This window comes from Terrisporobacter sp. (assembly GCF_017888745.1).
Taxonomy (GTDB): domain Bacteria; phylum Bacillota; class Clostridia; order Peptostreptococcales; family Peptostreptococcaceae; genus Terrisporobacter.
Genome location: NZ_JAGHFM010000257.1, coordinates 25,241 through 40,066, shown reverse-complemented (window position 1 = coordinate 40,066; position 14,826 = coordinate 25,241). Strand labels below are relative to the sequence as shown.

Genomic DNA, 14,826 nt, shown 5'->3' with positions numbered 1-14,826 from the left:
GTTTTTACATGCATTATAAAATATAATTTCCCAGGAATTAAAATTTACCTTAGTATACTGAGTTTATATATAGTTAATATATATAATAAATTGTTTTTCTATATATATAAATTTTATTCACTTAAACTACCAGATGGATATTATTATTCATTTCGCCAATGATTTCGTCACTTGCTTAATTATATGCTAGCAAAAGAGTTTAAATTCATTAGTCAAAATCATAAATTATCTATAATTCGTATAAATTATAATTACTCACTATATTAAAAATGGTCCTTGAAAAATCAAGAACCATCTCTATTATATTAAAATTTATAATCTTAAATTTTCGATTTTTTTAAATTTTCCCAAAAATCTGCACCTTTTATACCAAGTGGCTCTGGGTCAAAGGTAATATCTTCACTCTTTTTACCAGATTTTAGTTGACTTTCATAATCGTTGAAACATTTCATAACTATATTAGATAGTAGTAATATAGCTACTATATTTAACCATGCCATTAATCCAACACCTATATCACCCATTGTCCATGCAAGCCCTGCACTCTTAACACATCCAAAGAATATCATTCCTAGCATTACAACTTTTAATACGTGAGTCGCCATCTTATTTCCTTTACCAGTTAACCTCTTAATCATATAATTTAAGTTAACTTCAGCTATATAGTAATAAGCCATCAATGTAGTAAATGCAAAGAAGAATAATGCTATAGCAACAAAGGCTGCTCCAAATCCATCTATTAAAGTATTGACTGCACCTTGAGTATAAGCTGGACCTATTTGGTCAACAGTATATTGTGGTCCTGCATTATATATAATCTCTCCAGTTGCTTCATTAAAAGTAGTGTAATTATCAGTCATTAATATCATAAATCCAGTTGCTGAACAGACAAATAATGTGTCAACATATACTGAAAATGCTTGAACAAAACCTTGTTTAGCAGGATGAGATACTTCTGCTGCTGAAGATGCTTGTGGACCTGTTCCTTGACCAGCCTCATTAGAGTATACCCCACGTTTTACACCCCAAGCTATAGTAGAACCTATTATACCAGCAAAAGTTGGTTCAAGTGCAAATGCCGATTTAAATATTGTAGCTATAACTTCTGGTAAATGACCTATATTAACTATAATTATTATAACTGCCATTAAAATATATGCTGCTCCCATAAAAGGAACTACAAATTCAGCTGTTGAACCGATTCTTTTAATACCACCAAATATTACTATACCAACTAAAATAACTAATGCTATACCAGTAGTTGTTGTATTCAATCCAAATGCATTATCAATAGATACTGCTATGGAGTTAGATTGAACACCTGGCATTAATATCCCCATTGCTAAAAGTGTGACTATAGCAAAAGCCATTCCATATACTTTTGCCCATCCTTTTTGCCCAAATCCTTTTTCTATATAATATGCTGGACCACCACAGTATTGACCTTCATGCTCTTCTTTGTATAATTGTCCTAATGTAGATTCTGCAAACGCCGAACCTGCTCCTAAGAATGCTATAACCCACATCCAGAATAAGGCTCCTGGACCACCCCAAGCTATAGCTGTAGCAACACCTGCTATATTACCAGTTCCTATGCGCCCAGCTAATGCTGTACAGAAACCTTGGAAAGATGAAATACCTTGCTCAGATTTTTCACCTGAAAATAATAGGTGCACCATTTCTTTGAGATTTCTAATTTGAGAAAATCTTGTTCTTATAGAGAAATAAACTCCTGCACCTAAACATAAATAAACTAGCCAGTTACTCCATACTACACCATTGACTGCATTTACAATGTTTTCCATAAAACCCCTCCTAAATATAAATTTGATCCCTAAAAATTAATATACCGATGAGGTAAATTGAATAATAACAAAGATGTTTATAATTCATTATATTTTTAATATTGAATTTTATAACTAGAATCAATTAAAAAAACACCTCTGAATCCTCTTAAATAATAAAATTCTATATAATTTACAAAACACCTTTCATATTCGTAAATTTTCTGATAATTATGTAAATTTCTTTTTAAAAAAAGAAAAAGACTAAAATCACTATAACATTTAAGTAATTTAGTCTTTTTATCCTAAAAATTTATTTATTTTTTTAATATATAATAAAAATTTAACTCTTATAATAAAATTGTTATTATATTCATACTTCCTTCATTTATAATTTTCTGAAGAGTTTTTTGTATTTTGCATCTGATTTCTTCAGGCATAGTATATAATTTGCTTTGTAGTTGTTCTTTTACTAAATCATTTAATGATTTACCGAACATATTTTGCTCCATAAGAGCATCTGGATTATTTTCAAATTCTTCAAGAAGAGTTTGAATCATTTCGTCTCCTTGGTTTTGATTACCCATTATTGGAAATACTTCAGTTGATACATCAGCTTTTATTATATGAAGTGAAGGTGCATTAGCTTTTAACTTAATTCCATATTGTTTTCCTTGCTTAAACTTCTCTGGTTGTTCTAAAGTAAGTTCATCTAATGATGGTGATACTACTCCATAACCTAAGGTTCTAGCATCATGTAGAGCACTTTCTACCTTCTCATATTCATTTTTAATTCTAGATAATTTAGTAAGCAGATTAAGTAATTGACAATCTCCTTCAATCTTAAATCCACTTTGTTCTTCTAATATTTCATAGAATAACTCTTGTTTTGTACATAAATCAATATTAATAATACCTTCTCCTAGACTGACATCATCTACTTCACATTCTTCTAAAAATGGTAGGTTATTAAATCCTTGGATAACATCATTAATATCTCTAATTTTATTAATAGAGGCTATACCTTCTTTTAGAGTATTTATGATATTCGTCTTAATCCAATGATTATTAGATAAACCTTCAACCCAGTCTGGTAAATTTATTCTTATTTCAGCTAGAGGAAAATCATATAATACAGTTTCCATTACTTCTTCAATATCATTTTCATCCATTTTATCAACATCCATAGGTATTACTGGAGTTTGATATTTTTCTTGCAAATCATTTCTTAAATACTTTGTATCTTCGCTTTTTGGATGTTTCGTATTTAAAACAATAGCAAATGGTTTTTTCAAAGATTTCAATTCTCTTATTACTCTTTCTTCTGGTATTACATAATTACTTCTATCTATGCCTGTAACAGAACCATCTGTTATAATAACAATTCCTATTGTTGAATGATCCTTTATAACTTTTTTAGTTCCTATTTCTGCCGCCTTTTCAAAACTCATAGCTTCTTTTGACCACGGTGTAGACACTAGTCTTTGTTTCCCATCTTCTTCATGACCTAGTGCTCCATCAACTATGTATCCTACGCAGTCTACCATTCTGACTTTTAGAGATACAGTATCTTTAATTTTTATTTCAACACCATCAGCTGGAACAAATTTAGGCTCAACTGTCATTATAGTTTTACCAGAACCACTTTGAGGTATTTCATCTTTTGTTCTTTCCCTTTTAAAGTCATTTTCTATATTAGGTAACACAAGGTTTTCCATAAATCTTCTTATAAAAGTTGATTTTCCTGTTCTTACAGGCCCAACAACCCCTATATATATGTCGCCTTGAGTTCTTTTCGCAATGTCTTCATATATATTGTTCATAATAATTCCCTCCTGCATATAATTTCTTAGTTAATTATATTTCAGGAGGGAACCTTTTATTCATATATATTTGTCCTTATTAAATAAAAATTAGTTTTGGAATAATCCATTATTAACCGTTTCTTCCATTTCATGTTTTTTAGATCTTGTCATAAGATCTAATACAGCCTCATTAGGATTGGCACCATTGTATAAAACTGAATATATAGCTTCTGTAATAGGCATATCAATATTTAATTCTCTTGATACTTTATATGCAACTTCAGTAGCTGTTATTCCTTCTACTACCATTTGTACTTCCTCTAATGTTTCTTCAAGACTTTTTCCTTGTCCCATTAATATACCAGCCCTTCTATTTCTACTGTGCATACTTGTACAAGTAACTATTAAATCTCCAATTCCAGCAAGACCTGTAAATGTATTAACACTAGCTCCCATTGCGACACCAAGTCTACCTATTTCACTTATGCCTCTTGTCATAAGTGCAGCTTTAGTATTATCCCCATATCCAAGACCATCACACATTCCAGCACCAAATGCAATTATATTTTTCAATGCTCCACCAAGTTCTACTCCTACTATATCAGGATTAGTATAAACTCTCAAAGAAGGACTCATAAATGCATCTTGAACTTCCTCTGCATATTTTATCTCTTCACAGGCTGCAACTAGTGTTGTTGGCATAAATTTAGATACTTCTTCTGCATGAGATGGACCTGATAAAGTTACATATGGATTATATGGTAATTCTTCTTTAACCACTTCAGATAATCTAAGTCCAGTTCCTTTTTCCAGACCTTTAGCAACATCTACTATTATCTGATTTTTTTTTATAAATGGCTTAATCTGTCTACATATACTTCTTATAGCTTGAGATGGTACAGCAAGTACAACTATTTTACTATTTTTAATTACTTCTTCTAAGTGATTAGATACAATTAAATCATCTGGGAAAATTATTCCTGGTAAGAATTTACTATTTTGTCTAGTTTCATTGATTTCTTCAACTTGATCAACATCTCTTGTCCACATATGTACTTCGTGCCCATTTTTATAAAGACTAAGTGCAAGTGCACTCCCCCAACTTCCAGCACCTATAACACACATTTTTTCCATAAAAACACCACCTAATATAGTAATTTAGTTTTTCTTTTCTCCAATTTTTCTCTCATTGCCATTTAAAAGTCTTTTAATATTTTCTTTATGAGTATAAGCAACGGATATTGTTAAAAATAAGGTTACCCACACTCCCTTAATATTATGATTTATTAGCATTAATATTGGTGACAATCCAATGCCAAGTATTGAACCTAAAGATACATATTTAGTTAATGCTACTATTATAATGAAAAAACCTAAACAAGCTAATGCTATTACTGGGTTCATTGCAAGCATTGAACCTAAAGAGGTTGCTACTCCTTTACCACCTTTAAATCCAAGAAAGGCAGGATAGTTATGTCCAAGCACTACAGCTACGACAGCTAAGTAAGCACATGTAGTAACATCAACATGTACTACATATGCAATCATTTTAGCAATCCATACGGCTATAAAACCTTTTAACACATCTCCTCCAAAAGTAAGCGCTCCTGCTTTTTTTCCAAGTGTTCTTAAAACATTTGTAGAACCAGCATTACCAGAGCCTTGAGTTCGTATATCAACTCCAGCAATTCTTTTTCCGATTATATAAGAAGTTGATATATTACCAAGTAAATAGGCAATTATAATTATAATCAAATAAGTTAACATATTAACCCCCTAAAGATCTTATCTCTTTCTATCTTTTTCCTTATATTCAAATTGCATTGATGTTCCTTCAAATCCAAAGTTTTCTCTTATCTTATTTTCTAAGTATCTTTGATAAGAGAAGTGAGTTAAATCTTTGTTGTTAATATATAAAGTAATTTTAGGTGGTTTAACCCCTGTTTGAGCACCATAATAAATCTTAAGTCTCTTACCTTTATCTGATGGTGGTTGATTAAGCATAACAGCTTCACCTATAACATCATTTAATTGTGAAGTACTTATACGTTTAGAATGTTCTGCTGCTATTTTATCTACAGTGTCTAATATTTTATTCATTCTTTGGTTAGTTACTGCTGATACAAATAGTATAGGAGCATAATTCATGAATGGGAACATATCTCTTATTTCATTAGTATAATTTCCTAATGTTTTATTGTCTTTCTCTATTAAGTCCCATTTATTTACTACAAATATACATCCTTTACCTTCTTCATGTGCTATACCAGCAACTTTTGTATCTTGTTCTGTAACACCTTGAGTAGCATCTATAACTATTAAAACAACATCTGCCCTAGATACTGCACTCATAGATCTAAGTACTGAGAACTTCTCAACCCTCTCATATACTTTACTTTTTCTTCTAATTCCAGCTGTGTCTATTAAAAGATATTGTTGATCACCTTTTTCAAAGTATGTATCAACTGCATCCCTAGTAGTACCAGCTATTGGACTTACTATAACTCTATCTTCTCCTAATATTTTATTAAGTATTGAACTCTTACCTGCATTAGGTTTCCCTGTTATAGCAACTCTTATTATATCTTCGTTATACTCTGTATTTAATCCTTCTGGAAAGTTCTCAACTATTTCATCTAATAAATCTCCAAGTCCCATACTGTTAGCACTTGATATTGGATGAGGCTCTCCTAGTCCTAATTCATAAAAATCGTAAATATTATCTACTAAATTCATGTTATCTATTTTGTTAACTGCTAATATTACTGGTTTATTAGTCTTTCTTAACATTAAACCTACTTCTCTATCTGCAGAAGTGATTCCACTTTTACCATCGACAACAAATACTATTACATGAGCCATATCCATAGCAAGCATTGCTTGGTTTCTCATTTGAGTTAATATTATATCGTCATTTTCAGGCTCAATCCCTCCTGTATCTATTAAGGTAAAATATTTGTTTAACCATTCTACCTCTGTAAATATTCTATCTCTAGTAACACCTGGTGTATCTTCTACTATAGATATTCTTTTTCCTGCTAATTTATTGAACAGAGTAGATTTACCAACATTTGGTCTTCCCACTACTGCAACTATGGGTCTATTATCCATATTAATTCTCCTTCCTATTTAGTTACTTTGTCTACCACGTCGACTCCTTCATTATTACATGGCATGACTTCAACATTTAATTTTTCTTCTAATTCTTTTAAAGTTATATTATCTAAGAAAATTTCTTCATCAGCTTTCATCATAGACCTAGTTATATATAAAGTTTCTCCTAAGTCCTCATCTTTTAATTGGTCAATTAAATCAGTAGCCGTTAAAAGACCACTTACTGTTATTGTTTCACCAAAGAAATTATTTTTTATTCTATATACATTAATTTCAATATTTTTGAACTTGTCCATTATTAAATCAGCCATACGACACATAAACTCGTATGCAGACTTTCCTGTTGCTATAGAAACTTTTTTTGTTTTGTTTAATCTTTCACCTGTTATAGTATCTAAATATTTAACAATTTCAGTTCCCATCTTAGTTATCATTCCAACACCATCTTCAAACTGAACAAAACCTTCATACTCATCATATTTTAATAATGGCCTTTTTGCAATAATATAAAACTCATCAGATAAAAATGCAAATCTTGTCTTTAATTTTTTAAGATATTTTTCCTGAAGCTTATGAACTTGGTCAATAGTTTCTCCTGCACTTTTTTCATCGAATATATCAAGTTTAGCAAGATTATCCCTGTATCTAGTAATTCCTACTGGAACTATAGCAGCACTATGAACATATGGACTAAGGCTAGCTAAATCTTCTAAAGTTCTTTCCAACTCTTCTTTGTCATTATATCCTGGACATAATACTATCTGAGCATTCATCTCTATTCCTGCATCTGCTAATCTTCTCATTGTATCAATTAACTTTCCTGCAAATTTATTATTAATCATTTTTCTTCTTAGTTCAGGATTTGTTGTATGTACAGAAATATTTATAGGGCTAATTCTATATCTTATTATATTATTTATATCATCTTCGCTCATATTAGTTAAAGTAACAAAGTTACCTTGTAGAAATGATAGTCTTGAGTCATCATCTTTGAAATAAAGAGTTTCTCTCATTCCTTTAGGAAGTTGATCTATAAAGCAAAATACACATTTATTTCTACAACTCTTTGCTTTATCTATTATTGGGTTAGTAAATTCTATTCCTAACTCCTCATCATAATCTTTTTCAATTTCATATAAATAAACTCTACCGTTTTTCTTTTGAATTTCTAACTCAATATATTCATCACTTATCAAAAACTTATATTGAATTATATCTTCAACTCTTTCACCATTTACTGATAAAAGTATATCTCCTATTTCTATACCTATTTCATCAGCTATACTACCTTTATAAACGTTACTAATTAAATTATTTATATTTTTTACATTAACTTCCATCTTATAATTCACCACTTTTCTAAATAAATGTATTATCTAATTATAGATGTAAATACATCATCTTATCATACCTAATTTTAAAAAATTAGTCAACTTGTATCTATACTAAATTAGATTTATATACAAAAAGGTACCCATTTAAGGTACCCTAATGTCTTACCACTATTAAAACTTCATCCGATATTTGATGTACCATACCATCTACACATTTTGCCATTAACATAGCTTTATTTTGTAGATCATCATCATCATTTGCATAAAAAATAGGACATCCTCCTACTGTATTCATATTTTTATCAGTTGTAATAACAGCTAATGTATATGAATTAATACCCACATCTTTTCCCATTTACTCATTTTCCTTTCCTAATATACTCATATTTTTTAAAGCTAAATTTTTGCCTCTTGAAGTAGCAAGTATAGGACATGATTTTACAGCTTCAATAACTTTCCTTTTATCTTTTACCATTGGTATAAATGCCATCAATACACAGTGTGTATTAGGATCGATTCTTGGTATAGGAGAAAAAGCTGGTTCATTTACTTCTCTTAATACTCCAAGTCGAGAATAAAGATTATAGCATATGGCCTGCCTTTGACCAGGCTGTGAAATAATCGACGCATTGCTATAACTATTATTTTTAGGTCTTATTTCTATTCCTATACCTTCTTTTAAATATCTATCTCTATCTTTTTTTAAAGCCACATTTGTTATTCCTTTTAAACTGCCTACTTGTAGTATAGTTTCATCAACAAATTTTATGTCTACTATTGATACTTCTGCTATATCTCCTATACTTTGTCTTGACAGAAGTTTTCTAAATATAAATGCAATTACTAGGCCACTTAATGTACTAATTAATATTGCTAAGTTTTCAAGCATTTTAAATTCACCAGTTAGTACATAAAAAATTGAAACAGTCAAAAATGAAGTTACAATACACATATAGTTTCTTATCTCGTAGGTTCTACTTATTTCTTCTATAAAAGAATTCCCTCTCGTGACTAATTGTGTTCCTTCTAAACTTTCTAAAGTATCTCTTCTATTACTTCTCACTTGTCTAAATTGCTCTGCTGCTAAAGATAAAAAAGTAATAGATGTATAAGACCTCTCTATAAGAGCAGGTATTAATAATGCACCTAATGACGATGCAACAAAAGCAAGTACAATTTGTGATGCTAATATATTAGGATGTGTTGGATATTGCTTTTGATCCAAGTTTAACATTATTAATCTTGAAATAACTCCTATTATAATTCCTATAAAAAATATTTTATCCATTTAATCACCTCTTTTAATCACTTATTTAAAAAATACGGCTTTTTTCTTATACGCACTTTGTTTTCCCTTAGCCGTATCTAATACAGGTGCACTTTCTGCAACTTGGATAAGTTTTACTTCATCCCTTAATAAAGGAATTGTAACAATTACTACTGATTTTCTATCTAAATTGGTCCTTGCTATTGTCTTTATATCTCTTTCATCAACATCTTTATCTATTCCCATATGCAGGTAAATATTATGCATAATCGCCCTTTGTTGCCCAATATCATTTATTATTCCAAAACCAGACATATCCTTAGGAACTATTTCTATAGCTATTCCTTTTTCCATATATTTTTTTCTAGTATCTTTTAGACCAATATTTGTCATTACTACATCATTTACCTTTAATAAAGGACCATCAAATAAAATTTTAGCAGGATAAATATCTGCCACATCTTTTATACTACTTCGTATTAGCGCTCTTCTAAATATAAGAGCTACTATAATACCTCCAAGTGTAGCAAAAATAGTACAAATCAAAGCATCAGCATCATATTTTCTAGCTATATAAATATATATTATGGAAGCAATTAGTGCTGAAAACAGACTTACATAACTTCTTACTTCATATGTAGTGGCTATTGTATCAATATATGGCTCTCCTTTGCTCACCAATTCATCTGAGTCCGTATTTTCTAAAGTTATTTTTTCTTGTTGTGCTAAACCTTGAAATTGTTGTATTCCTACTGCTAAAAATGTTAATGCTGAAAATTCCTTATCTATAAGTGCAGGAAAAGCTACAGCACCAAGTGAAGCTGCAAGAGAGGCAATTATTATTTGTTCTATGTAATCTTGTGGTGTTGTAGGATATTGATTATCTTTAACTCTTAATAAGAAAAATCTGCACAAGGTACCAATAATCATAGCTGCTATAAAGGCCTGTCTAAATAAAGTATCATTTATTTGACTATCATTCATAAGTCTAAATCCTCCTAATAGTTTATATAGTTAAACTTTAATTTTTAATTAAAATTTTATAAATTTAGTTTGTGCAAAAACAAAAAAAAATTCCCTATTAATCTAGGAAATTTTTTTCGGTAATGTAACTATGAACTTACTACCCTTTTGGAATTCACTTTCTACGCAGATTCTTCCTTTTAAGGAGTTTACTATATGTTTTGTTATAGCAAGACCTAGTCCTGTACCTCCTACAGATCTACTTCTTGCTTTATCTACTCTATAAAATCTTTGGAATATCTTATCTATATCTTCTTTAGGTATACCAATACCATTATCTATAATTTCTATTACTATCTCATCATATTTTGTATATTGATTTATTGTTACTTCTCCGCCCGGTGGAGTATATTTAACTGCATTATCAATTAAATTCAAGAATAATTGTTTAATATAATCTCCATATGCTTCTACTACAATTTTTTCATCTTCAAAGTTATAAGAAATATTTATATTTTTATCTTTTGCAATATAGTTTATCATTTCATAAACTTCTTTAAAAACATCATATAATAAAATATTTTCCGTAACTAAATTGTTTTTATTTTCAATAGAAGAAAGTAATAATATATCCTCTATTAATCTCTTTAATCTATCTGATTCTTTTTTTATTATGGCTAAAAATCTATTTCTTTTATCTACATCTAAATTTTCATTCATTGTTAATGTTTCTACAAATCCATTAATTGAAGTTAAAGGAGTTTTTAATTCATGACTAACATTAGCAACAAAATCTTTACGCATATTTTCTAATTTAACTATTTCTGTTATATCTTCAATATTAATAATAGAGCCTATAATGGCATTTTTAGAGTTTTGTAGATATACAGGGTCTATTTTTATTTTATAAACAGTTTCATCTTCCAGTGTCAAATTATTATTTTCACTCTCTTTGCTTCCTACATATCTTTCTATTTCTTTTAAAATTGCCTCTACATTTATAACCTGTTTAATATTCTTGCCTTCTTCATTTCCTCTAGTTTTACTTTTTATTATTTTTCTAGCCTCATCATTTATCAATATAACATTACCATATATGTCTATTACTAATATCCCATGAGATATACTTTTTAAAACTGATGTTAACTGAAGATGCTTGTATTCAACTTCTTCAATAGTATTTTCCATAGTCTCCATCATAAAATTAAAATTTCTACTAAGTTCCCCCAACTCACCTCTAGCCGATGTTTGCAATCTACTATGAAATTCTTTATTACTTACTTTTTTAGATAATTTTATAAAACTCTTTAAAAATCTTCTTAAAGTTAATGTATATCTAAATAGTAGTATTGCTATACTAGCAGCTGCTAACATAAAAAAAAAGTAAATACTACTAATAGGTTCCATGTCTTAATCTCCAATCATTACTCTATTTTATATCCTATACCTCTAATAGTTTCAATATATTTTTCATTACTATCTGCTGTTTCTATTTTCTTTCTTAAATATCTGATATGAACATCTACAGTCCTTGTTTCACCATAAAATTCATATCCCCAGATTTTATCTAATAAAAAGTTTCTAGATAAAACTTTTCCTTTATTTTGAAGTAGTATTTTTAATAAATCAAATTCTTTTAAAGTTAAATCTAATTTTTGTCCACCTTTAGTAACCTCATGCTTTATAAGATCTAATTTTACATCTTTTACAGTTAAAATATCTCCTTCTCTAGATGTACTCATACTATATCTTCTTAAAACTGAACTAATTCTTGCTAGTAACTCTTTTATACTAAATGGTTTTGTGATATAGTCATCTGCTCCACCTATTAAACCTTCTACTTTATCACTTTCCATATTCTTTGCTGTAAGCATGATAACAGGTATATGTTTTAAATCTTTATCTTCTCTTATTTTTTTTAAAACATCAATACCACTTATATTTGGTAACATCCAATCTAAAAGTATTAAATTCGGTTTCATTTCTTTTGCTTTCAAGAAACCATCAAAACCATCATAAGAATAGTCTACAATATAATCCGATGTTTCTAGGTTAAATTGTAAAAGTTCTACTATATGTTCTTCATCATCTATTACAAGAATCTTTGTTTTCATCATTATTCCTCCCTATCTAATTTGTATCATGGTTCCTATTCTCTTTGATGTTTTATTATGTTTTCTATAAGAATAAAATTTTTCATGATTACAATTAGTACAAATTTGAAGATTAATTATATTTTCTTCTTTAACTTTACAATCTTTTAATGTAAGTTCATTAATCTTCCATAAATCTAAATAATATTTATTATCTCTTATTATATCGAATTTTTCATCATAATTTGCTAAATTTATGTTAAATTTTTCAACAAGATCTTTAGATACTTCATAACAACAAGGGCCAATAGATGGTCCAATTACACATACTAAATCTTCAGGATTAGTATTATAACTTTTAACCATTTCATCTATTGTTTTTTGAGCTATTTTATCATAAGTACCTCTCCATCCAGCATGTGCAACACCTATAGCTTTATTTTTAGGATCTATAATAACAACAGGAACACAGTCTGCTGTTAAGATTAATAAAGGAACTTCTTTAATATTTGTAATTAAAGCATCTCCATCAACTCTTTGACCTATATTTTCTTTGTCAATTTTATTAACTATACTTGAGTGGATTTGTGAATTTCTTGTTAAGTTTATTAAATTAAATTCATCTTCTTTAAAAGCTTTAAATAAATCATCCTCATTTTTTGCATCAATGTTCGTGGTTGTTATAACTAAATTTACAAAATCTAATTCTTCATTTATCCTATCTATTTTTATGTAATCTTCCATTTTTTATTTGCCCTTTTCCATTAATATTGTTTTTAACTCATTTACAAAAGTATTAATATCTTTAAACTGTCTATAAACTGAAGCAAATCTAACATAAGATACTTCGTCAATATCTTTTAGTTTGTCCATTATCATTTCACCAATTAATCTTGTTTCTACCTCAGTCATATAATTCTTGTTAATTTCATTTTCAATATAAGATACCACATCTTCAATTTGATCAACTGATACAGGCCTTTTTTCACAAGATTTAATGATACCATTTTTTATTTTTTCTCTATCAAAATATTCTCTAGTATTATCTTTCTTTACTACCATCACTGGTGTTGTTTCTATTGTTTCATAAGTTGTGAATCTTTTTTTACAAGCTTCACACTCTCTTCTTCTTCTAATAGATTTACTATCTGTATGTCTTGAATCTACCACTTTAGATTCTTTATAGTTACAATAAGGACATTGCATATTCTTCCTCCTTAGTTTATATAAATTTATAATTTTATCTTATCTCCTCAATATCGAATCTTTTTTCAGAACCTATATTTACTATTATTGTGTCACAACCTATTTTAAATATATCATTCCAAAATATCATATTCATGTCAATACCTCTAGAAAAAAATCCTCCTCCATCTCCAGTTGTAGAAAAAGATATTACTCTACCTTCATTTACATCTATATCTATGTCTGTAATAAATCCCATTCTCTTTCCATTTTTCACATTGATTATTTCTTTATCCATTATATCAGATACTCTTATCATATTATAACATCCTCCTTAAAAATACAAAAAAAATATACTCTTAATATTTCTATGCAAAAAAATCCTTAGTATTCTTATACTAAGGATTTTTTCCAAATGCAAATTTAAATATATTTTCTCATATTTTTTAAAGCATTTTTTTCTATACGTGAAACTTGAGCTTGAGATATACCTATTTCATCTGCTACTTCTATTTGAGTACGTCCTTTATAAAATCTCAAATCTAAAACAAGCTTTTCTCTACTATTTAATTTTTTAATTGCTTCTTTCAATGCTATTTCTTGAAGCCAATGTTCATCTGTATCCTTTTTATCTTGCACTTGATCTAAAACAAATATAGCATCACCATTATCTTGATATACCGGATCATATAAAGATATTGGATCTTGTATTGCATCTAGTGCCATAACAACTGATTCTACATCAAGCTCTAGTTCTTTTGCTATTTCTGAAACCGTCGGTTCCTTTGAATTACTTCTAATTAATCTTTCTCTCACTTGAAGGGCCTTATAAGCAATATCTTTTAGAGATCTGCTCACTCTAATAGGATTATTGTCTCTTAAATATCTTCTTATTTCACCTATTATCATAGGAACTGCATAAGTTGAAAATCTTACATTTTGACTTAAATCAAAATTATCAATAGCTTTTATAAGACCGATACATCCAATTTGAAATAAGTCGTCAATATTTTCTCCTCTATTGTTAAATTTCTGAATGATACTTAGAACTAACCTTAAATTTCCTCTAACAAACTGCTGTCTAGCCTCCTCATCACCTGCCTTTATTCTGACTAGTAATTCCATCATCTGATTATTTTTAAGAACTGGCAGTTCTGATGTATTAACACCGCAGATTTCAACCTTATTAATTTGCATAAGTTTCAGTCCTCTCTTAAAAGATTCTTTATATGAAATTATTTACATATCATATATTTTTATACTTTCATTGAGATATTATTT

Annotated in this window: 15 protein-coding genes; all 15 read right to left on the bottom strand. The window is 28.8% G+C overall.

The genetic code is table 11. The annotated features are described in order from the left end of the window. Window positions 1-320: 320 nt before the first annotated feature. Window positions 321-1,805: an alanine/glycine:cation symporter family protein gene (locus J7G74_RS11850; protein WP_297135613.1), complete on the bottom strand. Its 1,485-nt coding sequence runs from the start codon at window positions 1,803-1,805 to the stop codon at window positions 321-323. Window positions 1,806-2,134: 329 nt separating this feature from the next. Next, window positions 2,135-3,610 (bottom strand): stage IV sporulation protein A, encoded by a 1,476-nt coding sequence (gene spoIVA / locus J7G74_RS11845; RefSeq protein ID WP_297135620.1) that lies wholly within the window; start codon window positions 3,608-3,610, stop codon window positions 2,135-2,137. An 87-nt stretch (window positions 3,611-3,697) separates the two neighbouring features. Next, window positions 3,698-4,723, bottom strand: coding sequence for an NAD(P)H-dependent glycerol-3-phosphate dehydrogenase (locus J7G74_RS11840; protein ID WP_297135610.1), 1,026 nt, complete (start codon window positions 4,721-4,723; stop codon window positions 3,698-3,700). A gap of 24 nt (window positions 4,724-4,747) precedes the next feature. After that, window positions 4,748-5,356 carry a glycerol-3-phosphate 1-O-acyltransferase PlsY gene (plsY, locus tag J7G74_RS11835; protein ID WP_297135607.1) on the bottom strand — a complete coding sequence of 203 codons (609 nt, stop codon included), beginning with the start codon at window positions 5,354-5,356 and terminating at the stop codon, window positions 4,748-4,750. 18 nt (window positions 5,357-5,374) lie between these two features. Next, entirely contained in the window at window positions 5,375-6,700 is a 1,326-nt protein-coding gene (gene der / locus J7G74_RS11830) for a ribosome biogenesis GTPase Der (protein WP_297135606.1), read from the bottom strand. Window positions 6,701-6,714: 14 nt separating this feature from the next. After that, complete coding sequence (locus tag J7G74_RS11825; protein WP_297135603.1) at window positions 6,715-8,043, bottom strand: DUF512 domain-containing protein; 1,329 nt, start codon at window positions 8,041-8,043, stop codon at window positions 6,715-6,717. A gap of 148 nt (window positions 8,044-8,191) precedes the next feature. Then, window positions 8,192-8,392: a capping complex subunit for YIEGIA gene (locus tag J7G74_RS11820; protein WP_297135601.1), complete on the bottom strand. Its 201-nt coding sequence runs from the start codon at window positions 8,390-8,392 to the stop codon at window positions 8,192-8,194. After that, window positions 8,393-9,325: a YIEGIA domain-containing protein gene (locus J7G74_RS11815; RefSeq protein ID WP_297135598.1), complete on the bottom strand. Its 933-nt coding sequence runs from the start codon at window positions 9,323-9,325 to the stop codon at window positions 8,393-8,395. 21 nt (window positions 9,326-9,346) lie between these two features. Further along, window positions 9,347-10,288 carry a YIEGIA domain-containing protein gene (locus J7G74_RS11810; protein ID WP_297135596.1) on the bottom strand — a complete coding sequence of 314 codons (942 nt, stop codon included), beginning with the start codon at window positions 10,286-10,288 and terminating at the stop codon, window positions 9,347-9,349. A 102-nt stretch (window positions 10,289-10,390) separates the two neighbouring features. Then, complete coding sequence (locus tag J7G74_RS11805) at window positions 10,391-11,674, bottom strand: HAMP domain-containing sensor histidine kinase (RefSeq protein ID WP_297135594.1); 1,284 nt, start codon at window positions 11,672-11,674, stop codon at window positions 10,391-10,393. Between the two features lie 17 nt (window positions 11,675-11,691). After that, the gene (locus tag J7G74_RS11800) at window positions 11,692-12,381 is read right to left on the bottom strand and encodes a winged helix-turn-helix domain-containing protein (RefSeq protein ID WP_297135593.1); all 690 of its coding nucleotides are present in this window, start codon (window positions 12,379-12,381) and stop codon (window positions 11,692-11,694) included. A gap of 12 nt (window positions 12,382-12,393) precedes the next feature. Then, window positions 12,394-13,104 carry a peptidoglycan editing factor PgeF gene (gene pgeF / locus J7G74_RS11795; protein ID WP_297135591.1) on the bottom strand — a complete coding sequence of 237 codons (711 nt, stop codon included), beginning with the start codon at window positions 13,102-13,104 and terminating at the stop codon, window positions 12,394-12,396. Window positions 13,105-13,107: 3 nt separating this feature from the next. Beyond that, complete coding sequence (gene nrdR, locus J7G74_RS11790; RefSeq protein ID WP_297135590.1) at window positions 13,108-13,566, bottom strand: transcriptional regulator NrdR; 459 nt, start codon at window positions 13,564-13,566, stop codon at window positions 13,108-13,110. A 34-nt stretch (window positions 13,567-13,600) separates the two neighbouring features. Then, window positions 13,601-13,864: a YlmC/YmxH family sporulation protein gene (locus J7G74_RS11785; protein WP_297135585.1), complete on the bottom strand. Its 264-nt coding sequence runs from the start codon at window positions 13,862-13,864 to the stop codon at window positions 13,601-13,603. Between the two features lie 104 nt (window positions 13,865-13,968). Then, the gene (gene sigG, locus J7G74_RS11780) at window positions 13,969-14,742 is read right to left on the bottom strand and encodes an RNA polymerase sporulation sigma factor SigG (protein ID WP_297135583.1); all 774 of its coding nucleotides are present in this window, start codon (window positions 14,740-14,742) and stop codon (window positions 13,969-13,971) included. Window positions 14,743-14,826: the final 84 nt, after the last annotated feature.

What these genes read in the sequence shown, in the direction of transcription:
- J7G74_RS11850 (WP_297135613.1), bottom strand. Translation starts at nt 1,805, where the DNA reads ATGGAAAACATTGTAAATGCAGTCAATGGTGTAGTATGGAGTAACTGG.
- J7G74_RS11840 (WP_297135610.1), bottom strand. Translation starts at nt 4,723, where the DNA reads ATGGAAAAAATGTGTGTTATAGGTGCTGGAAGTTGGGGGAGTGCACTT.
- plsY (WP_297135607.1), bottom strand. Translation starts at nt 5,356, where the DNA reads ATGTTAACTTATTTGATTATAATTATAATTGCCTATTTACTTGGTAAT.
- der (WP_297135606.1), bottom strand. Translation starts at nt 6,700, where the DNA reads ATGGATAATAGACCCATAGTTGCAGTAGTGGGAAGACCAAATGTTGGT.
- J7G74_RS11825 (WP_297135603.1), bottom strand. Translation starts at nt 8,043, where the DNA reads ATGGAAGTTAATGTAAAAAATATAAATAATTTAATTAGTAACGTTTAT.
- J7G74_RS11820 (WP_297135601.1), bottom strand. Translation starts at nt 8,392, where the DNA reads ATGGGAAAAGATGTGGGTATTAATTCATATACATTAGCTGTTATTACA.
- J7G74_RS11815 (WP_297135598.1), bottom strand. Translation starts at nt 9,325, where the DNA reads ATGGATAAAATATTTTTTATAGGAATTATAATAGGAGTTATTTCAAGA.
- J7G74_RS11810 (WP_297135596.1), bottom strand. Translation starts at nt 10,288, where the DNA reads ATGAATGATAGTCAAATAAATGATACTTTATTTAGACAGGCCTTTATA.
- J7G74_RS11805 (WP_297135594.1), bottom strand. Translation starts at nt 11,674, where the DNA reads ATGGAACCTATTAGTAGTATTTACTTTTTTTTTATGTTAGCAGCTGCT.
- J7G74_RS11800 (WP_297135593.1), bottom strand. Translation starts at nt 12,381, where the DNA reads ATGAAAACAAAGATTCTTGTAATAGATGATGAAGAACATATAGTAGAA.
- pgeF (WP_297135591.1), bottom strand. Translation starts at nt 13,104, where the DNA reads ATGGAAGATTACATAAAAATAGATAGGATAAATGAAGAATTAGATTTT.
- nrdR (WP_297135590.1), bottom strand. Translation starts at nt 13,566, where the DNA reads ATGCAATGTCCTTATTGTAACTATAAAGAATCTAAAGTGGTAGATTCA.
- J7G74_RS11785 (WP_297135585.1), bottom strand. Translation starts at nt 13,864, where the DNA reads ATGATAAGAGTATCTGATATAATGGATAAAGAAATAATCAATGTGAAA.
- sigG (WP_297135583.1), bottom strand. Translation starts at nt 14,742, where the DNA reads ATGCAAATTAATAAGGTTGAAATCTGCGGTGTTAATACATCAGAACTG.